Consider the following 18,347-nt stretch of genomic DNA (forward strand, 5'->3'; position numbering starts at 1 on the left):
AAACGAGGAGGCTTCAACATGATCAAAAAGGTTGGCAATACGAAAATTTTGCCCAAACATAAGGCGACTTGCCATTGTGGTTCGATAGTTTTAGAGCTTACGTTGCCTAATGGTATAGAAAACCCAAGACGCTGTGACTGTTCAATTTGCAGAAGAAAGGGTGCTATTGTAGGTTCTGTTGACCTTAGTGGTATCCAAATCCTCAAAGGTAAAGAATTTCTCAAGCTCTATCAGTTCAATACAAATACAGCGAACCACTATTTTTGTTCAAATTGTGGTATTTACACTCATCACCAAAGGCGTTCAAATCCTAACGAATACGGCTTTAACATAGGTTGCTTGGAAGGCGTTAACCCGTTTGACCTTGGCGATGTGGTGACTAAAGATGGGGTAAATCACCCAGCGGATAGAAAAGCTTCATAACAATGCATTCAAGAGCGATTTCGTAACGTGCGCTGGTTTCGCTTCGCTCAAGTGTAGCGCACGTTACTCCAAGCCTTAATGCGGCGTTAACACCAACTGTTCCATACTTTCGCTAATCCGAAACACCATTGAATAAGTCATCACCCAAACACGCTTTTGTCCAAAGACGTGTTAAGAAGAGGTAAACCTATATCACCCTGATAGGATCAACTCGCAGCTGCCAAACGCATTACCGGTTTATCATTAATCGGCAAATGAATCAGTGCTGCAATAAAAGCCAGTGCCACAGTTGACCACCAGATAGGTTCGTAAGAGCCGCAGTAATCATAAATACGCCCACCCACCCAGGCTCCTAAAAAGCTACCGATTTGATGCGTAAAAAACACCAAGCCATACAAGGTAGATAAGTAGCGAGCGCCAAATATTTGCCTAACCAAACCCGAGGTAAGCGGCACAGTACCTAACCAACAAAAGCCAATAGCGCCACCAAATAATGCCGCTGTGCTCTCGGTCACCGGCAAACTCACAAAACCTGCGATCACGATAGTTCTCATAAGATACAAGGCAGACATAACATGGCGCTTGCTAAATCTGTCGCCCATTACGCCCCAAAAATACGAGCCAAAGATATTAAATATCCCCACATAGGCCAAAGCCATGGCCCCGGTTGTGGCACTTAAGTTTTTATCAGCGAGGTAACTAGGCAAGTGCGTAGCTATAAACATCACATGAAAACCACAGACAAAAAAGCCGGCATGAATAAGCCAATAACCTTTATGAGAAAACGCCTCTTGTAAGGACTCTTTAAGGGTTTGCTTATCATCTACTACCGCTTGATGTTCAGTACTAGGTTTAGCGGTTTTCATAAACATGGCAAACGCCACCATTAAGGCGCATAACAAAGCAAAAGCTTGCAGGGCTTGCTGCCAGCCCATTTGGCTTAGCATAAGTTGCGCACCTGGAATCATTGCAAACATACCAAAGGAGCCTGCTGCGGTAGTTAAGCCAAAAGCCTTTGCGGCATGTTTAGCAGGTACAACTTTAGCCACTGCACCTAATACAATCACATAACTCGTGGCACTAAGCCCTAACCCTACCAATGCACCCAAGGATAGATACAACATGCTAGACAGCGTGGCGATTGAGCTTAAATATAAACCCAGTGCATAGGCAGCCGCTCCCAGTACTATCACTCGTTTTGCTCCCCACTTGTCTGCGGCCATACCCACAAAAGGTTGGAACATGCCAAACAACAGGTTTTGCAAGGCAATGGCAAAGCTAAAAAACTCTCTGCCTAACTGAAAGTGCTCTGATACTGGCATCATGAAAATACCAAAGGACTGGCGAATACCGAGCGAGATAACCAAAATGCCAATGCCTAGCCAAACCAATGCAGGAAAGCGAAAAATACTCATGTAAGCCTCTTACTTAATGATGAGAATGGTGGTGAGAGTGATGCTGCGATGCATCGTCATTAATTTGGTGGCAGCCGCTATTCATAGCCTGTTCAGCCAACAGCTTTAATAAGCCTGGTGAGTGATGCACAACTAGCAGCGTTAAGCTTAATAACTGCAGTATTCTCAGCATTTGAGCCAGAATAGATTGCGAAAACATAGGGTAATTTATTTGCTGATAACCAAAAGAAGCGCGGAGTGTACGCAGTTCTGTTTCCTCAAACTAATGAATTTAACTCAGGAGATATATGCACAGAACGCATAGCTTAATCAGTAGTTATATAGAGCAAGAAGCAGCCACAACAAGAAGTTAGAAACTGCACAAACCAGCGCCTATCTATCAACATTCACTGGGCTACACCGATAAGCGCCAGCCCAGTGAAAAATGCAAAATTACATAGGTTTATCTAAGGTAAAACAAAAACGGGTGCCTTCGCCTAAAGTGGACTCAACACTAATTGATGAACGATGCAGTTGCACTATTCGTTTAGCAATGGCCAAACCTAAGCCACCATGTGAGCTTTTATCTTTCGCTCGATTAGCTGCTCGATAGTGGGCGTCGAAGATATGCGGTAAATCATCGGCAGGGATCCCAGTGCCAGTATCACTTACGGTAATGGCTAATTTGTTGCCCTGCTCTTCTTGGTCGATTGTTACTTTTATCTCGTCGCCTTCGCTGCAATGACGGATCGAGTTCTCCAACAAGTTGGTAAACACTCGCTCAATACGTTGAATATCGGCGCAGGCGACTAAGGATGGGTCTTGCGGCTCTACGCTCATTACCACCTGCTTTTTCTGGGCAGCTAACTCGAGCTTTTGAATTACGTCCTGGGCTAATTCAGCAATTGCGACTGACTCTTCATTAATCGTAGCTTGGTCGCTATCAAGGTGAGCCAGCTCAAATAGCTGCTCCACTAAGCTAGAGGTTTTACGTGCGCTGCTTAAAGCTACTTTAATTAACTGCTCACCTTCTTCTGGAGATAAGTCTCGGTGTTTTAACTGCCAAGTTTCTAAGTAACCTTGCAGTGATGCTAGCGGTGTTCTCAGATCGTGAGAAACATAAGAAATAAGCTCTCGACGCAGTTGGTCGGTGTCTTTAACCTTTTGATATTGGCCCTTAATGGTGGTGGCCATATCACTAAAGGCAGCGCCTAGCTTTTGCACTTCATCGTGAGAGTTATTTTGCCAATGCCCTGCAATGTTGGCGGTTTGCTCCAAGCCAACATGCTGAAACTGATCAATATCCTTGGCTAAGCGACGCAGTGGTTTGGTAAGCAAACCGAAGATAAGAAATACCACTAACAAGCTAAAACCTAAAATGAACAAAAGCCCCAGCATGCTTAATTTCATAATGTGACTGCTTTGCAGCAGCTCGGCAACGCTGTCGTAGATCTCGCCACCAATGATGATGTACAAATATCCTTTTAAGCTATTGCCTTCGCGAATTTCGGCCACCGAAAAAATCTTACTTCTTGAGGGAGAACGAGGGTCGTCGCCAATAATCGGCATGGCTCTAGACCCGTCGATAAAATCTCGAATTGGCTTTAGATCTAATTGCCTGCGTTTGATTTTGCTGGGATCGGCTGAGTAAGTCACCACCTTGCCAGCGGTATCAAGAATGTAGAACTCAAAACTTGGGCCTAAGATCATCATCGAATGAAAAGCCTGCTTAATCGCTTTAGGATCAAGCTCTCCATCTTTAAACAATTGGCTTTCGTAAACTAAATGTTCGGCTAATTGTAAATGCAGTTTTTGTTCAATTTCGTTTTGATACTGCTGCGAGCTTTGATGGGCCAAGCCCAGTAATAAGCCACCCGCTAAAATAAAACACACCACCACAGCCAGCATTAACTTGCTGTAAAAAGAACTGATAAATCTAAACATCATTAAACTTGTACCCTACTCCCCACACAGTTAGCACGTATTCAGGATTAGAAGGGTCGCTTTCTAACTTGGTGCGTAGTCGATTGATATGCGAATTTACGGTGTGCTCGTAGCCGCTGTGTTTATAGCCCCAAACTTGGTCTAATAGCTGAGCTCGGCTGAATACTAAACCCGGTGATTTCGCCAGATGCAGTAGTAAATCAAACTCGGTAGAGGTAAGCTCCACCGCCTGATTGCGCACCGATACTTGGCGGCGACCAATATCGATGGATAAGTCCTTCCACTGCATGGTAGTGGCGTCGGTTTGTTGCTGGCTTTGCACTAGCATATCAACGCGGCGCAACATGGCTTTCACTCTTGCTTGCAGCTCGCGCACGCTAAAGGGTTTAGTGAGGTAGTCATCTGCGCCCATTTCTAAACCTACTACCCTGTCGGCCTCTGAGTCGCGTGCGGTGAGCATTAAAATTGGCGTGTTGTGTTGTTGGGCGCGAAGTTGCCGACAAATGTCTAAACCGTCCATGCCGGGTAGCATTAAATCAAGCACAATTAAGTCGAAGTTATAGCTGCTGGCTTTGGCGTAACCTTGCGCGCCATTCTCGCAGCTTTCTACTTGATACATCATGTCGTTTAGATTCATGGTGATCAGGTTATTAATATCGTGGTCGTCTTCAATGACCAGGATCCGCGGGGACATATAGGCTCCTTTCCTTGTAATGAACGACCACAATGAGTAAGGCACTCACCCGCACCTAAGTACGGGTGTAGTGTTCTCTGCGCTAGTTGGTACGAGTAATCACTACTCTTCCCACTGTGCCAGACAATCGATGATCTGGCAGCAATACTGACGCAGGGTCGTCGGCTTGTGTAACTAGACCGGGATGACGCGAAACTTTATTCATTACATCATCACGTGCCGCGTTAAACCCTTCACCGCCATCAGCTGGGCCAGGAATCGTTCCCACCGCTTCGCTGTTTTGCTCGGTTCCTGCATCATAGGCTGGCAAGCTATAGGTCATGCTATCACCCACCATTAAGCCACCAATATCAATACCATTTAGCCCAGTAAATGCATCGTTAGTATTTACCATCATAGTGGCTAGTGACAACTGCATATCGCTACGCTCAGAAGCACTTATCATTAAGGTTTCATAAGCACCTGGGCCAATAGCGCCAGCACCAGTTACTGCTACATTGTCATCGGTAAACATAGCTGCAATGTCAGAGGCGTCACCACCTTCGGCCATGGTTTCTAAGGGCACGCTGGCAGAAGTTCCCAATGTCCATAAACTCATGGTTGCACTATGAATACCCACTACAGCTGGTGATAAGGGCTGCGCCGAGGTGTCGTTGTAAATGGTTACTTCATACTCTAGCGTATCTGGCGGAAGAATAACGATTTGTTCATCATCACTGCCACATGCACTTAGTCCTGCCGCCATTACCGCTACGGCCAAGGCTCTCTTACTAAAACTTGAGATAGCCATAGATCCTCCTTAATTACTTAACGGTAACAACCACTTTTGCAACTGGGTTTAACCAGCGGTGAATACGGCTGTCTAGGTCACTCATGCCGCCCGTTGCATCTTGGTCACCCACATTACCAGGGTGAATATGAATGTTGGTATTGCTTGATGCTGTAGCTACGCCACTGCCGCCAGTTCCACCATTCATGCCAGGGTTTGCAGGAATACCAGGAGTACCAGAAGCTCCGCCGCCGTTTACAATCTCATCGTTGGCTTCGGTGCCAGCGTCGTAACCATTCATGTAGAAGGTATAAGTGCCTTCTTCACTTGGAATTTCCCAGCTGTCTTTACCTACAAAACCATCATTGGTTGGCAATAACATGGCCACAATACTCAAATGGGTGTTGCTGCCAGTATCTAGGTCACTCACCATCACGTAATCGGTTGGTGCTAATAAACCAGCCGCTGGATTTGCTGACGACACTGCGCCAATACCATCAGCAATAGTGACTAAACCAGAGATGTCTCCACCCTCTGCCATCATCTGTAGGGCTGGCGATGCCGCAGAACCTACTTCAAATAGGTGGGCGTCAGAAGTGTGTGCAGTTACTAGTAAAGGGGTGTAGTAAATACCTTGCGTTAAGTTAGTAATTTTAACGTCTACTACCGCGGCTTGGCTTAATGTACTTACAGCAATAAACGGCATTGCTAACAGAGATGACTTGAGATCCATGGTTCGCTCCTTTTGCGGTCCTTATTTAACAGTCAAATCCAGTATAAGAAGCACATGTCCCAACCAATTCACGAACTTATCACTTTTCTATCACAGGCATTAAAGCCCATTTAAAACAAATAGTTAAACTTAAAAAATTGTTTGAAAAAGCGAGATTTAGACAAATATTTGCGATTTGTTTTAAATAAACTCATAAATACCACTTTAGTAGTAATTTATGCACCAAACAGATCCCAAACAGCACCAAGATGGGTAAATATTAAACACCATCCGCTAGAGCACCTTCACTTATCCATCAAACTAAAAGCTATAACCATATGTATTTAAAGGAATTATTAAATACTTACTTCACTTCCGGCTTGATGGCTCGTGCGTTGCAAATAAAAAACAAAAGATTCATTCGTTTCACAACAAGTAAACTCGCTAAGGAAGCTTTATGTATACCTTCAAAAAACTATTTGCTAGCGCAGCCATTTTACTTTGCGCTCTAAGCAGCACCGTAAGCCATGCCGACCAACTAGCTACTTTAATGGAGCGCGGCGTATTAAAAGTAGCCGTGCCACAAGACTTCCCTCCGTTTGGCTCGGTGGGGAGTGATTTACAACCCATGGGTTACGACATTGATATGGCTCGCTACCTAGCTGAGCAGCTGGATGTAAAACTAGAATTAGTGCCAGTAACTAGCGCTAACCGCATTCCCTACTTACAAACCCGCAAGGTTGATTTGGTTATTTCTAGCCTAGGTAAAAACGCCGAGCGTGAAAAAGCCATCGACTTTAGTGATGCATATGCACCATTTTTCCTTGGTGTATTTGGTGCCGCAGAGGTAAGCGTTGATTCTGCGGAGCAACTGGCAGGTAAAACCGTTGGTGTTACCCGTGGCGCGGTAGAAGACATAGAGTTAAGCAAATTGGTGGATAGTTCTACCACCATTAAACGTTTTGAAGACAATAACACCACCCTGTCAGCTTACTTATCAGGCCAAGTAGAGCTTATTGCCACTGGTAATTTAGTTGCCACAGAAATTGCCAAACGCGTTCCAAACCGTAAGCCAGAGACTAAGTTCTTACTTAAAAACTCACCATGTTATGTAGGTGTACTTAAAGGCGAGCCTGCACTGGTTGCCAAAGTAAACGAGCTAATTGCTAAAGCAAAACAAAGTGGTGAGTTAGAGAAACTCTCGCTTGCATGGTTTAAAACATCGTTACCTAAAGAGTTGTACTAAAGGAGCGCGCCATGAGCTACCAACTAGACTTTAGTGGCTTACTGCCCTACATGCCTGAGCTTGCCAAGGGTTTACTCACCACTGCCGAGCTCACCTTGTATTCAACCTTTGCTGGGATCTTGCTCGGTACTGCGGGGGCTGCAGGTAAAATAAGTAATAAAGCTTGGTTGCGCTGGCTCATAAGCGCCTATGTAGAAGTGATTCGCAATACACCGTTTATTGTGCAGTTATTCTTCATCTTTTTTGGCTTGCCAGCCTTGGGGGTAAAACTAAGTGCTTGGCAAGCAGGCTGCTTGGCCATGGTGATTAACCTAGGCGCCTACCTCACCGAGATTATTCGTGCAGGTATAGAAGCCACGCCTAAAGGCCAGTGGGAAGCGGGTAAAACCTTAGGCTTAAGCCACTGGCACATTTTTAGCCGCATTGTATTACCCACTGCGTTTCAACGTATCTATCCGGCCTTAGTTAGCCAATGCATTATCGTGATGCTGGGCTCGGCGGTGGTCTCGCAAATCTCTGTCGAAGAGCTCACGTTCTCAGCCAACTTTATTCAGTCGCGTAACTTTTTAAGCTTTGAATCTTACTTGCTCACCGCACTGATTTATTTGCTGCTAGCCATAGCCATGCGCCAACTGTTTGAGCTGGCCGCTCGTCGCCTTTTCAAAAACCCTGCATTGTAGGAGTAGTTTAATATGATGCAATTTACCGATTGGGACATCTTACGCAACCTGCTACTGGCAGCGCGTTGGACGGTCTTGTTATCACTCATTGCCTTTGCCAGCGGTGGCTTGGTTGCCCTACTACTAACCTTTATGCGCATAAGCAAAAACCCAGTGTTAAGCGCCTTCGTTAAAGGCTATGTAGAACTGTTTCAAGGCACACCTCTGTTAATGCAGTTGTTTGTTACCTTCTTTGGTTTATCGCTAATTGGCATTGATGTGAGCGCTTGGAGCGCTGCCATCATTGGTTTAACTTTGTTCACCAGTGCCTTTTTATGTGAGATTTGGCGCGGCTGTATTGAATCTTTACCCAAGGGACAATGGGAAGCATCTCGCACCTTGGGTTTGAGCTTCTTTCAAACCATGCGCTACGTTATTTTGCCGCAAGCACTCACCGTGGCCATTGCTCCTACCGTAGGCTTTTCGGTGCAAGTGGTGAAAGGCACTGCACTCACATCCATTATTGGTTTTGTAGAGTTAACTAAAGCCGGCACCATGCTTAACAATGCCACTTTCCAACCCTTTAAAGTGTTTGCCTTAGTGGCAGCGCTGTACTTTTTGTTGTGTTTCCCGCTGTCTTTATACAGCAAGCATTTGGAGAAGAAGCTCAATGTCACTGGTTAGTATTGAACAAATTCATAAGTATTACGGCCAACACCATGTGCTAAAAGGCATAGACTTAAAAATAAAGGCTGGCGAAGTTATCTCTATTATTGGCCGCAGCGGTTCTGGAAAAAGCACCCTATTGCGCTGCATTAATGGCTTAGAACCCTTTCAAAGTGGTGCCATTATTGTAGATAAACAAGCGGTAAGCGAAGACGAAAAACAGCTTAGGCTACTTAGCCGTAGTGTAGGTATGGTGTTTCAAAACTTTAACCTCTTCCCCCATATGACCGCTGGCGAAAACATTATGTTAGCGCCCAAGCTAGTACTGGGGAAAAGCCAGCAAGAATGTCGCAAGCTAGCAAAAGAAGTGCTGGAAAAAGTGGGTTTAGCCGACAAGTTTGATCAATACCCCACTAGTATGTCGGGCGGCCAGCAACAACGCGTGGCGATTGCCCGCTCTTTGGCTATGTCGCCTAAAGTATTGCTGTGTGACGAAATCACCTCGGCTCTCGACCCTGAGCTGGTAGGTGAAGTACTCAAAGTACTTGAACAACTAGCCGCCGAAGGCATGACGCTAGTTTTAGTCACCCACGAAATGAACTTTGCTCGCGACGTTGGTGATAGAGTGGTCTTTATGCACCAAGGAAAGGTGTGGGAAACCGGCGACAGCAAACAGGTGTTTGCTCAGCCCCAAACCACCGAGTTACAAAGCTTTATTTCTGCAGTGTTATAAGCTGTAAGCAATAATGAAATTAAAAGGACCTTAAGTAATCATGACAAAATCGGCCTGTGCATTTAACCAACGTATTGTTGAACACTATCCGCAGCTTTCGGCCAAAGCACGGGTAGTTGCAGATTACTTGCAGCATCATCCCGATAAAGTATTGATTCAATCAACCGCCGAAATTGCTAGCGCTTGCCAAGTCTCCAAAGCCAGTGTGAGCCGTTTTTTCCGTCAACTGGGTTACCAAGATCATCAACAAGTCTGTGACGAGCTTCGCCAAGAGCGCGAATGGGGACAACCACTGTTAACCAGTGAAGCGAGCGATACTAGTGAACACAGCGATTTAGCCGCCATTAGCCAGGTATTTAAGCAGCTAGAACAGATTGATTGTGAGGCTTTAGTTAAGCAAATTAGCCAAGCCAAACGGATAACCATTATTGGCTATCGCAACAGCTATCCACTGGCTTTGCACTTTCGCCAGCAATTAATGCAATGCCGTAAACAGGTGTATTTATTGCCGGTTCCGGGTCAAAGCATTGGTGAGGAACTAGCGCAACTTGACGATAAAGACTTAGTAATAGTGATAGGTATCCGCCGCAGACCCAAATTGTTTACGGCGCTTATAGAGCAATTACAAAACCTTAATTGCCTGCTAATTACCGACCAAAGTGGCCAGTGCTATCGCACTCAAGTGAGCCAGTTATTGGTCTGCCCAATGAGCAATCACTCAGCCTTAGACAGCTATGCCGCACCGATGAGCTTGCTCGCCCATTTAAGCAACAAGGTCTACGATTACTTAGCGCATTCAGCCCAAACCCATAGCAACCAAGTCAGCAATAATTATCAATTACTTGATGAGCTAGAAGCTCACCACTAAACATTTACCTCACTGTTACTTACAGATCCCAACAAGGGGAAGCACTAAGCAGCAGTGAAACAATTGAACCAAACAAGTAGACGATGAGCCAATTAGCGCATTCTCTCAACAAATTTAAGGATAACTATGAGCCAAGCTATAACTGCCCCAGCTGCCACCGATGCGCCAGCCTTTAGCCAACAGTGTGTAAACTTAGCCGACAACCGTTTAGGCAGTCAAATCATCGCAGTAAGTGACGATTTTTTTGCCAAAGCCGAACGCATGCTTAACCACTTGCCCGCTCTGTTTTACCCAGACAAATATGATGATAACGGCAAATGGATGGACGGGTGGGAAAGCCGCCGCCGTCGTGATGCAGGCCACGACTGGTGCATTGTAAAACTAGGGGTTGCAGGCAAGGTTAAAGGACTACAATTAGACACTAGCTTTTTTACCGGTAATTTTGCTCCAGCGGCCAGTGTTGAAGCCTGCTACTGTGAGCAAGATACACCACCAAGTAATACCCAATGGCACAGTATTCTCTCTGCCAGTGCTTTAAGTGCCGATAACCATCACTTTTTTGCAGTAGACACTGAGCAGCCGATTAGTCATCTAAAAATTAATATTTTCCCCGATGGTGGCATTGCCCGTTTACGGGTATTTGGCCACCCCATCCCACAACACTCAAGTGAGCAAAGCATTGATCTAGTTGCCCTTAAAAATGGTGGCAGAGTCATTGGATACAATGATGCGCATTACGGTACACCCAGCAATCTACTTGCTCCAGGCAAAGGCGTTAATATGGGCGATGGCTGGGAAACCCGCCGCCGCCGAGAGCCGGGTAACGATTGGTGCATTATCGCTTTAGGCCAAGCTGGCGAGGTTGATAAAATTGAAGTGGCCACCACTCACTTTAAAGGTAACTTCCCCGACAAACTGTCGATACAGGCAGCCAATATTCAAGATCCTAACGATTTAAGCTTGATCAGCCAAAGTATGTTTTGGCAGGAGTTATTGCCCGCTAAGTCACTTAGCGCCGACAATGACCATCACTTTAACGAGCTAAACTCGCTTGGCACCATCACGCATATGCGAGTGAATATTTATCCCGATGGCGGCATCAGTCGCCTGCGCTTATGGGGTAAATCAGCTTAAGGAATGGCAATGAAAAAACTCAGCTTACAGCCGCTTACTCAAGCGGCCTTTGCACCCTTTGGTGATGTAGTGGCCTGCGACAGAGTTTCACCTTTTGCAATCAATGGTGGAACCACCAGTCGCTTCCACGACTTGGCCGAATTACAAGCCAGTGGCAGCCAAGCCAAGCTGATTGTCTCGATATTTCGCGGCCAAGCCTTTCAGCTGCCATTAGCCATAGATATGCTGGAACACCATCCATATGGCAGCCAGCTATTTATGCCCTTGTCCCAACGCCCCTACGTGGTAGTGGTGGCAAAACCTGGTGAGCTGGATGAAGATAGCATTTGCGCCTTTTGGGCACAGCCTGACCAAGGGGTTAACTACCACAGCGGGGTATGGCATCACCCCTTGATTAGCTTGCAGCAAACTAGCGACTTTTTGGTGATTGACCGAAGCGGCGAAGAAGCCAATTGTGTAGAACAGCAACTAAGTGAAAGTATAGAATTACAGCTAGCTTAGCTGCTCGGCCAAAAAGTCATACACCATACGCAGTCGTCGGCTGGTATTTAGCTCTCGATGAACCACCAGCCAAGATTGTGTAGGGATTGCAGCTAGAGAAGGAAAGGCGCGCTCGACCAAAGGCTCGCTGTCGCCTACTTGCTCTAACATAAAGCCAATACCAACGCCCTGTTTCACCAGCTCCCACTGCACTAAATGGTTGCTCACTACCGCCGGAAAGTTACTTTGTTTAAGCGAGAAACCTAGCTTAGCCAGCTCATTAATCAATTCATCGTTTTTATCGAAAGCGAGAAATTTTGCATCAGCAAGACTTTGAATAGTGCGAGGCTGTGGCCACTTAGCTAAGTAGCTTTTAGCCGCATATAAATGCACATCAATATCCGCAACGCGACGGGCGATTAACTCCAATTCGGTAGGTTGATATGCCCGAATGGCAATATCTGCTTCTCGGCGTAATAGGTCACTAGAATCATTGCTGGCAATAATCTCTACCCGCACACCTGGGGCGTGTAACCGTAGCTTCTCAACAATACTCGGCAAAACAAAAGCTGCCACGGCCTCCGAAGCCGAAATGCATACGTCACCTTCAATGGCTTCTGCCCTACCAGAAGCGGATAAAGACAAATTATTAGCCGCTTGGCCCATGGCTTGAACGTGTGCCAATAACTCTACACCACTGGTGGTGAGGCTTAGCCTGCCCCCCACTCGCTCGAACAAGGAAACCCCTAGCTCTTGCTCTAAGGCCGCCACTTGGCGACTTAAAGTAGGCTGAGTCATCGCTAATGCTCGTGCAGCTGCGGATAAAGAGCCTTCTTCAGCGGTGACCAAAAAAGCCCGAGCCCTATTCCAATCAAAATTTATAGAACGCCTATCCATACAAATACGTATACCTAAGATGCATTATTGATTATTGCTACCTGTTTTAAGCATGATTACTATTCACTCAATCAGCGCTAAACGCAACTCATTAGGGAAATTATTGATGGATACTCGCAATAAGTTTTGGGACAAACATGCTAGCTCTTACGCTAAGCGCGCTATTTCAGATATTCCCAGCTATGAGAAAAAACTGGCACTTAGCCGCGAGTACTTTTCTAAAGAAGCTACGGCCATTGAAGTGGGCTGTGGTACCGGCTCAACCGCATTACTGCATGCCCCTTATCTAAAGCACATACTCGCCACCGATATCTCAGCCGCAATGTTAGATATTGCAGAGCGAAAACGCCAAGAACAGCAAATAGACAATCTAAGTTTTCAACAAGCAACGGTCGAAGAGCTAGTGGTAGATGAACCGGTAGACATCGTCTTTGCACTTAACCTGATTCATCTATTGGAAGACAAAGAAACCGCTATAGCAACCATAAAGAGTTGGCTAAAACCAGGTGGAGTACTAATCAGTAGCACCCCTTGTTTAGGCGACAGAATGAAATTTTTTAAGCTAATTGGCCCAATTGGTAAAGCACTCGGCCTGATGCCTCTAGTAAGAGTGTTTACCGAGCAAGAGCTGCTGGATAGCATTCAACAGCAAGGCTTTAGCATCGACACCAAGTGGCGACCAGAGAAAGCCCTATCAGTATTTTTGGTGGCGCGAACTTAAACCGCCTGTTTAAGTGGCGAGTTTATCAAACATTCCGCCACCACTTTTTGCAGTAAAAAGGTCTCGCGCTCAACCGACATACCCGCTTTAGGATTACTGGCGATAGTCTCTAGGTTATGGGCGATAGCGCTATGAATGTTCAACCAGACGGGCTTCATTCCATTGTTGATTTCGTAGTCTTCTAAGGCATTTTCGGCAAGTTCATCATCAATTTTGCACAAGTAGCAATAGGACAGCATATGCATGTAATCAGCATCATCTTTATACCAGGGGCGATATTCTTCATAGCAGCCAAAGGGCTGAATATCGCGCACATTTTGTGCACCAGTTTCTTCACTCAGCTCCCGCTTTAAGCCTTCAATCAGGTTTTCGCCTTGGTCAACACCGCCGCCAGGCAAGGTGTAATCATGATAACGCTCGGTATACATTAACAAAATCTCTTCCCCCTTCAGCACAATTGCTCTTGCAGCAACTCGCTCCAAAGCCTTCCCATCAAGGGAACTTAGATCAGGGTGAACAGTAGACTTTAATAAACGCATAGCACCAAACGGTAGAAAATTGGCTGGCGAATTTAGCAACAAAGCGGTTTACAAGCAACTGATACCTTACCGAGGTTTATCAAGCATTGTATTTATAAACTTTTATGTCGATAAACTTTACAACTCCTACTATAGAGGTCCAACCAATCTAGCATAAGTTTATGAATTACAAAGACTAGTTTGGATAGGCTTGATTTTTGCAATTAGTCGTTCCGAAAATATTATTATAAAACATTAGCTTAACTAAACATCTTTGTACCACTTTAAAGGAATATACTTGTGCAAAAGACATCTTTGGCGTTATTTACAACAGCCAGCCTACTGCTAGGCTCCTTTGCAGCTCAAGCCACTATGTTAAGTGGATTTGGCGGCGATGCCGGCTACGGCGAACTGGCAATGGACAGAAACGATGATGGTTCTTCTAATCAACTAGACCTACCATTCGAAATCAATTATTTCGGTAATAGCTATGATCAGTTTTTCATAAACAATAACGGCAACATTACTTTTGAAAGTTCGTTATCTGGTTATACCCCAATCCCGTTCCCTATCGCTGAACAACCAATAATCGCGCCATTTTGGGCAGATGTAGATACTGGTTGTGACAGCTGTGGTGAAGTATACGTAGGTAGTCCTAGTGACGGTGTAGTTGCAGTGACTTGGGATAACGTTGGTTACTACGACGAGAATAGCGACAAATCGAACAGCTTTCAGGCTGTACTGATTGACCGCTCTGACACTGGCGCAGGCAACTTTGACGTAGAGTTTCGTTACGACAAGCTAGAGTGGACCACCGGTGATGCGTCTGACGGTGAAAATGGCTTAGGCGGCACACCCGCTCAAGCTGGCTATGACGCAGGAGACGGCGAAAACTTTTTTGCATTGCCGGGCTCATTCAGTGAAGACATTTTAGACTTAGTATCTAGCTCAAATACTGGCGAAGACGGTGTTTGGCGCTTTGCGATACGCGAAGGCGCATTACCTGGCGCTACGCCAGAGAACCCAATTATGCCAGTAGTTGTAGATGGCGGTTGGTCATTCGATTTCAATGTAAATGCTAATGAACAAGTGTTTATTGATCCAGACGTTGCCGTGGGTTACGACTACATCGTTGACCAAGGTCCAAACATCCGTACAGTTACCTTACCGATTGGTTTTGATGACGATATGTTCTTTATTTGGCTTTGGAATGGTGTTGAATGGGAGCAAGTTGCTAATGTTGCAGCAGGAACCGCCTATGACTTTGGTATTGATGGCGTTGACCGTTTCCGCGTTACTGGTATCGATATTAGTAATGAAGTAGATCCAACAGACACCGCCGCTTTTGTTACAGGGCTAACCTTTACCGAAGACGGCAATGTAACAATGCGCCAACTGCCAATTGTAGAATTTGTTCCTGGGCCGGGTGCTTCAGTACCAGAGCCTAGCACTTGGTTATTGGTGTTAGTCGCAGTAGTATTGTTGCTAAGCTCTCGCAAGCGCAGCAAATCTGCGCCATCAACTCTATTGCCAGCATAAGATTGATGTTCTAAACAAGGGAGCATATTGCTCCCTTTTTTTGTTATGGAAAACTGATGAAATATCTAATCTTAATTCTGTGCTCTGCTTTAATATCTTTTTCTAGCTATGCTGAAGACTTTGAAGCTTGGACAGTAAAATGCCCAGTAGGAAAGCCTTGTGTTATTACCCAAATGGTGATGAAGCAGCAAGGAGATGCAGCTGATGTAATCGCAGGCATAAGCTATTTTGATCACAGTGAACAACCTATTCTAAAAATTAGAATTAGTGCCAAAGCAGACCCCAAAAAGGGAATTGGTTTAAAAATAGATGAACAAAAACCATTACATCTGCCCATTACAAACTGCGATAAAAAACTGTGTGAGGTAAATGTTGTAGCGGATAAGAAACTAATAGAAGATTTACAAAGTAGCCAAGTTATGTCGGTGGCTTACATTGTTAAAAGCAGCCAACAACAAACTGCATTTCCAGTGATTCTTAATGGTTTTCAACAAGCCTATCGCTCGATTCAATAATACAAAAAAAGGCCTCGCACGCGAGGCCAAACACCACAGGGAATTGTGGACTTGCACAAACATTTCTTGCTTCAGCTTTTTCGCAAAGAAATGAAAACTTAAGAGCTTACACTCATTAGAAAGGGGTAATCGGTATAACCTTTCGCTCCACCACCATATAAAGTGTCTTGGTCTAACTCATTCAACTCCGCACCTTGTTTAAAGCGCTCGGGTAAATCAGGGTTGGCAATGAACGGGGAGCCAAACGAGACGAGGTCGGCGCTGTCTTCTGCAATGGCTTGTTCTGCACTGTTCGCGCTATAACCACCATTTGCCATATATGCGCCCGCGAAGCGGCTGCGTAACTGAGTGAAGTCGAAACCTTCGCTGCTTGCTCCAGCAAAATTCTCTACAACGTGAAGATAAGCAAGCTTCATGGGGCTAAGCTGCTCAACCAAGTAGTTGAACAAAGCTTGAGGATTACTATCAGACATCGAGTTAAAGGTGCCGGTTGGCGAGATTCTAATCCCCACTCTACCCGCTCCCCATACCTCGGTCACAGCTTGGGTAACTTCCAAGCTTAAGCGCGCTCGATTTTCGATTGAACCACCATAGATGTCGTCACGCTGGTTGGTTCCGTCTTTGAGAAACTGATCCAGTAAATAGCCATTGGCAGCATGAATTTCTACACCGTCGAATCCGGCCTTTTTAGCATTAATAGCGCCTTGTTTAAACTGCTCAACTATTGACGCTATTTCTTCGGTTTCAAGCGCTCGTGGCGTTTCAAAATCTAAAAATCCCTGTTCAGTAAAGGCTTGTCCTTCTGCGGCTATCGCCGACGGCGCAACCGGCAATTCACCATTTTCTTGAATAACCGAATGAGAAATACGGCCAACATGCCAAAGTTGCAGCACAATTTTTCCGCCCTTGGCGTGCACAGCGTCAGTAATTATTTTCCAACCGGCAATTTGTTGCTCGCTGTGAATACCTGGCGTAAAAGCATAACCCTTGGCCTGAGGTGACACTTGCGTAGCTTCACTAATAATAAGAGCAGCACTCGCTCGCTGTGAATAGTATTCCACATTAAGCTCATGAGGGTAGTCGCCCGGTTGGGCAGAACGAGAACGGGTAAGCGGCGCCATAACAACACGATGTTTCAGTTCTATATCGCCCAGTTTGATTGGTGTAAACAGTTGGCTTAGAGACATATCTTTATCCTTTAAGATCATTAAAAGTAATAAACAAACGTTTTAGCGAGCTACTTAGTAAGCCAACTCTCGGCATTACCTAAGTAATCGGCAAACAGTGAGTTAAAGTTCTCAACTACCGAGCCCGATACTTCCGGCAAGGCTAGCAAGCGTTGCCCTAGCGCCTTTAGCTTGGGAAAGTTTGCAAGTAAGTCGCGCTCAAACAAGCTTTCTATCGCCGCAAAACGGGTAAACAATGGCGCTAATGCGGTGTCGATTAAGGCTAAGTCTTCGCCATTAAAAAAGCCCTTATCACTGGTTAAAGCTTCTAGACGCGAGAGCTTGTCGTTTAGCCCAGCTTCTGCTTGAGCAAAGTCATCCTGATTTTTAGCTAATGAAGTTTGATACTGCGCCATTAATACTTGGCTTGAAAACTCTATCCATGCGCGATCTTTGGCTTTTTGTAGAGGGTCACTTGGCATTAAAGAACCTTCGGTAATTTCATCCAAGAATTCGTTTATCACCGCAGACTCAAACAAGACATCGTCGCCGTACTTAAGCACCGGCACTTTGCCTAAAGGAGACAGCGCTAAAAACCAGTCTGGTTTGTTGGCCAAATCAATGTACTTAATCTCAAAATCGATACCTTTGTGTAATAAAGTAATCACCGAGCGTTGCACAAAGGGGCAAAGCTTAAAACTTATCAGTTCAATGGTTTGGTTCGGCTTATAAATGGCTGACATCGAGTGATTCCTTGTATAAATTAACAAATATGCGCTTGGCCAATCGATATAACTTTTGTATCCAAACGAAACATAGTATCTTTTGGTAACTATAAGAACGCTTTTAGCGAACTACAAGTACGCACTAATTAGATATTTAGTTTCCTCGAGGTGCCTAATGTTGGATTCAGCGGCTTCTAGCCCAGAAAAAAATTGTGAAGTTTCTTTGACAGAGCAAAAGCATGAATGCCCTGTTTCGACGGCCATTGAAGTAATTGGTGGTAAATGGAAGGTGATTATCTTGTATCAACTACGTGGTAAAACGCTACGTTTTGGTGAACTAAAACGAGAGATCCCAAAAATCACTCAAAAAACCTTAACCCAACAACTGCGTGATTTAGAAAAAGATAAGCTGATAGAACGCAAAGTATTTGCCGAAGTGCCACCAAGGGTTGAGTACACCCCAACCGCTTTAGCCGAACAATTAAATCCGGCCTTAGATTTGCTTTGTGACTGGGGAAAAGCCTATCAAAAGGCCCACGAGTAG

The 18,347-nt window shown here is 45.2% G+C and carries 22 protein-coding genes; 12 read left to right on the plus strand and 10 right to left on the minus strand.

The window, feature by feature from the left end; translation table 11 throughout:
- The first annotated feature begins 18 nt into the window (after positions 1-18).
- Positions 19-423: a GFA family protein gene (locus tag OAG1_RS14410; protein WP_338621777.1), complete on the plus strand. Its 405-nt coding sequence runs from the start codon at positions 19-21 to the stop codon at positions 421-423.
- 206 nt (positions 424-629) lie between these two features.
- On the opposite strand, the gene OAG1_RS14415 is transcribed toward OAG1_RS14410, so the two are convergent.
- The 6 genes from OAG1_RS14415 to OAG1_RS14440 all read right to left on the minus strand — a co-directional run bounded on the left by OAG1_RS14415 (position 630) and on the right by OAG1_RS14440 (position 5,957).
- The gene (locus OAG1_RS14415; protein ID WP_338621778.1) at positions 630-1,838 is read right to left on the minus strand and encodes an MFS transporter; all 1,209 of its coding nucleotides are present in this window, start codon (positions 1,836-1,838) and stop codon (positions 630-632) included.
- 13 nt (positions 1,839-1,851) lie between these two features.
- Complete coding sequence (locus OAG1_RS14420; RefSeq protein WP_338621779.1) at positions 1,852-2,037, minus strand: hypothetical protein; 186 nt, start codon at positions 2,035-2,037, stop codon at positions 1,852-1,854.
- A gap of 233 nt (positions 2,038-2,270) precedes the next feature.
- Entirely contained in the window at positions 2,271-3,764 is a 1,494-nt protein-coding gene (locus tag OAG1_RS14425) for a HAMP domain-containing sensor histidine kinase (protein ID WP_338621780.1), read from the minus strand.
- The gene (locus OAG1_RS14430; RefSeq protein ID WP_338621781.1) at positions 3,754-4,455 is read right to left on the minus strand and encodes a response regulator transcription factor; all 702 of its coding nucleotides are present in this window, start codon (positions 4,453-4,455) and stop codon (positions 3,754-3,756) included. The genes OAG1_RS14425 and OAG1_RS14430 overlap by 11 nt, the downstream gene beginning before the upstream one ends.
- Positions 4,456-4,537: 82 nt before the next feature.
- Positions 4,538-5,245 carry a spondin domain-containing protein gene (locus OAG1_RS14435; RefSeq protein ID WP_338621782.1) on the minus strand — a complete coding sequence of 236 codons (708 nt, stop codon included), beginning with the start codon at positions 5,243-5,245 and terminating at the stop codon, positions 4,538-4,540.
- Between the two features lie 13 nt (positions 5,246-5,258).
- Entirely contained in the window at positions 5,259-5,957 is a 699-nt protein-coding gene (locus OAG1_RS14440; protein WP_338621783.1) for a spondin domain-containing protein, read from the minus strand.
- A gap of 436 nt (positions 5,958-6,393) precedes the next feature.
- On the opposite strand from OAG1_RS14440, the gene OAG1_RS14445 reads away from it, so the two are divergent.
- The 7 genes from OAG1_RS14445 (at position 6,394) to OAG1_RS14475 (ending at position 11,743) form a co-directional block, all read left to right on the plus strand.
- The gene (locus OAG1_RS14445) at positions 6,394-7,182 is read left to right on the plus strand and encodes a transporter substrate-binding domain-containing protein (protein ID WP_016402776.1); all 789 of its coding nucleotides are present in this window, start codon (positions 6,394-6,396) and stop codon (positions 7,180-7,182) included.
- 11 nt (positions 7,183-7,193) lie between these two features.
- A complete protein-coding gene (locus OAG1_RS14450) occupies positions 7,194-7,862 on the plus strand; it encodes an amino acid ABC transporter permease (protein ID WP_016402775.1) in 669 nt (222 codons plus the stop codon).
- A 12-nt stretch (positions 7,863-7,874) separates the two neighbouring features.
- Positions 7,875-8,525, plus strand: coding sequence for an amino acid ABC transporter permease (locus OAG1_RS14455; protein ID WP_016402774.1), 651 nt, complete (start codon positions 7,875-7,877; stop codon positions 8,523-8,525).
- Positions 8,512-9,240, plus strand: a complete 729-nt coding sequence (locus tag OAG1_RS14460; RefSeq protein ID WP_338621784.1) for an amino acid ABC transporter ATP-binding protein — start codon at positions 8,512-8,514, stop codon at positions 9,238-9,240. Before OAG1_RS14455 ends, OAG1_RS14460 begins: the two co-directional genes overlap by 14 nt.
- A 40-nt stretch (positions 9,241-9,280) precedes the next feature.
- Positions 9,281-10,108 (plus strand): MurR/RpiR family transcriptional regulator, encoded by an 828-nt coding sequence (locus tag OAG1_RS14465; protein WP_338621785.1) that lies wholly within the window; start codon positions 9,281-9,283, stop codon positions 10,106-10,108.
- A 126-nt stretch (positions 10,109-10,234) separates the two neighbouring features.
- Entirely contained in the window at positions 10,235-11,242 is a 1,008-nt protein-coding gene (alc, locus tag OAG1_RS14470; RefSeq protein WP_338621786.1) for an allantoicase, read from the plus strand.
- A gap of 9 nt (positions 11,243-11,251) precedes the next feature.
- Positions 11,252-11,743: an ureidoglycolate lyase gene (locus OAG1_RS14475; RefSeq protein ID WP_220720820.1), complete on the plus strand. Its 492-nt coding sequence runs from the start codon at positions 11,252-11,254 to the stop codon at positions 11,741-11,743.
- Here OAG1_RS14475 and OAG1_RS14480 read toward each other — a convergent pair.
- Entirely contained in the window at positions 11,735-12,619 is an 885-nt protein-coding gene (locus OAG1_RS14480) for a LysR family transcriptional regulator (protein WP_338621787.1), read from the minus strand. The genes OAG1_RS14475 and OAG1_RS14480 overlap by 9 nt on opposite strands.
- A gap of 106 nt (positions 12,620-12,725) precedes the next feature.
- Here OAG1_RS14480 and OAG1_RS14485 point away from each other — a divergent pair, with 106 nt between their 5' ends.
- Entirely contained in the window at positions 12,726-13,340 is a 615-nt protein-coding gene (locus tag OAG1_RS14485) for a class I SAM-dependent methyltransferase (protein WP_338621788.1), read from the plus strand.
- Here the strand turns inward: OAG1_RS14485 and OAG1_RS14490 are convergent.
- Positions 13,337-13,879, minus strand: a complete 543-nt coding sequence (locus OAG1_RS14490) for an NUDIX hydrolase (protein WP_338621789.1) — start codon at positions 13,877-13,879, stop codon at positions 13,337-13,339. The two genes, OAG1_RS14485 and OAG1_RS14490, sit on opposite strands and share 4 nt — an antisense overlap.
- Positions 13,880-14,158: 279 nt before the next feature.
- Here OAG1_RS14490 and OAG1_RS14495 point away from each other — a divergent pair, with 279 nt between their 5' ends.
- Both OAG1_RS14495 and OAG1_RS14500 read left to right on the plus strand, forming a co-directional pair.
- A complete protein-coding gene (locus OAG1_RS14495; RefSeq protein ID WP_338621790.1) occupies positions 14,159-15,397 on the plus strand; it encodes a nidogen-like domain-containing protein in 1,239 nt (412 codons plus the stop codon).
- A 56-nt stretch (positions 15,398-15,453) separates the two neighbouring features.
- Complete coding sequence (locus tag OAG1_RS14500; protein WP_152779487.1) at positions 15,454-15,912, plus strand: invasion associated locus B family protein; 459 nt, start codon at positions 15,454-15,456, stop codon at positions 15,910-15,912.
- Positions 15,913-16,010: 98 nt separating this feature from the next.
- Here the strand turns inward: OAG1_RS14500 and OAG1_RS14505 are convergent, their stop codons facing one another.
- Positions 16,011-17,099, minus strand: coding sequence for an alkene reductase (locus OAG1_RS14505; RefSeq protein WP_338621791.1), 1,089 nt, complete (start codon positions 17,097-17,099; stop codon positions 16,011-16,013).
- 50 nt (positions 17,100-17,149) lie between these two features.
- A complete protein-coding gene (locus OAG1_RS14510; RefSeq protein WP_338621792.1) occupies positions 17,150-17,821 on the minus strand; it encodes a glutathione S-transferase family protein in 672 nt (223 codons plus the stop codon).
- 157 nt (positions 17,822-17,978) lie between these two features.
- On the opposite strand from OAG1_RS14510, the gene OAG1_RS14515 reads away from it, so the two are divergent.
- On the plus strand, positions 17,979-18,347 hold the full coding sequence (locus tag OAG1_RS14515; protein WP_016402764.1) for a helix-turn-helix domain-containing protein: 369 nt from the start codon (positions 17,979-17,981) through the stop codon (positions 18,345-18,347).

Source organism: Agarivorans sp. OAG1, assembly GCF_037076485.1.
GTDB lineage: Bacteria > Pseudomonadota > Gammaproteobacteria > Enterobacterales > Celerinatantimonadaceae > Agarivorans > Agarivorans albus.

What these genes read in the sequence shown, in the direction of transcription:
- OAG1_RS14410 (WP_338621777.1), top strand. Translation starts at nt 19, where the DNA reads ATGATCAAAAAGGTTGGCAATACGAAAATTTTGCCCAAACATAAGGCG.
- OAG1_RS14415 (WP_338621778.1), bottom strand. Translation starts at nt 1,838, where the DNA reads ATGAGTATTTTTCGCTTTCCTGCATTGGTTTGGCTAGGCATTGGCATT.
- OAG1_RS14420 (WP_338621779.1), bottom strand. Translation starts at nt 2,037, where the DNA reads ATGTTTTCGCAATCTATTCTGGCTCAAATGCTGAGAATACTGCAGTTA.
- OAG1_RS14425 (WP_338621780.1), bottom strand. Translation starts at nt 3,764, where the DNA reads ATGATGTTTAGATTTATCAGTTCTTTTTACAGCAAGTTAATGCTGGCT.
- OAG1_RS14430 (WP_338621781.1), bottom strand. Translation starts at nt 4,455, where the DNA reads ATGTCCCCGCGGATCCTGGTCATTGAAGACGACCACGATATTAATAAC.
- OAG1_RS14435 (WP_338621782.1), bottom strand. Translation starts at nt 5,245, where the DNA reads ATGGCTATCTCAAGTTTTAGTAAGAGAGCCTTGGCCGTAGCGGTAATG.
- OAG1_RS14440 (WP_338621783.1), bottom strand. Translation starts at nt 5,957, where the DNA reads ATGGATCTCAAGTCATCTCTGTTAGCAATGCCGTTTATTGCTGTAAGT.
- OAG1_RS14445 (WP_016402776.1), top strand. Translation starts at nt 6,394, where the DNA reads ATGTATACCTTCAAAAAACTATTTGCTAGCGCAGCCATTTTACTTTGC.
- OAG1_RS14450 (WP_016402775.1), top strand. Translation starts at nt 7,194, where the DNA reads ATGAGCTACCAACTAGACTTTAGTGGCTTACTGCCCTACATGCCTGAG.
- OAG1_RS14455 (WP_016402774.1), top strand. Translation starts at nt 7,875, where the DNA reads ATGATGCAATTTACCGATTGGGACATCTTACGCAACCTGCTACTGGCA.
- OAG1_RS14460 (WP_338621784.1), top strand. Translation starts at nt 8,512, where the DNA reads ATGTCACTGGTTAGTATTGAACAAATTCATAAGTATTACGGCCAACAC.
- OAG1_RS14465 (WP_338621785.1), top strand. Translation starts at nt 9,281, where the DNA reads ATGACAAAATCGGCCTGTGCATTTAACCAACGTATTGTTGAACACTAT.
- alc (WP_338621786.1), top strand. Translation starts at nt 10,235, where the DNA reads ATGAGCCAAGCTATAACTGCCCCAGCTGCCACCGATGCGCCAGCCTTT.
- OAG1_RS14475 (WP_220720820.1), top strand. Translation starts at nt 11,252, where the DNA reads ATGAAAAAACTCAGCTTACAGCCGCTTACTCAAGCGGCCTTTGCACCC.
- OAG1_RS14480 (WP_338621787.1), bottom strand. Translation starts at nt 12,619, where the DNA reads ATGGATAGGCGTTCTATAAATTTTGATTGGAATAGGGCTCGGGCTTTT.
- OAG1_RS14485 (WP_338621788.1), top strand. Translation starts at nt 12,726, where the DNA reads ATGGATACTCGCAATAAGTTTTGGGACAAACATGCTAGCTCTTACGCT.
- OAG1_RS14490 (WP_338621789.1), bottom strand. Translation starts at nt 13,879, where the DNA reads ATGCGTTTATTAAAGTCTACTGTTCACCCTGATCTAAGTTCCCTTGAT.
- OAG1_RS14500 (WP_152779487.1), top strand. Translation starts at nt 15,454, where the DNA reads ATGAAATATCTAATCTTAATTCTGTGCTCTGCTTTAATATCTTTTTCT.
- OAG1_RS14505 (WP_338621791.1), bottom strand. Translation starts at nt 17,099, where the DNA reads ATGTCTCTAAGCCAACTGTTTACACCAATCAAACTGGGCGATATAGAA.
- OAG1_RS14510 (WP_338621792.1), bottom strand. Translation starts at nt 17,821, where the DNA reads ATGTCAGCCATTTATAAGCCGAACCAAACCATTGAACTGATAAGTTTT.
- OAG1_RS14515 (WP_016402764.1), top strand. Translation starts at nt 17,979, where the DNA reads ATGTTGGATTCAGCGGCTTCTAGCCCAGAAAAAAATTGTGAAGTTTCT.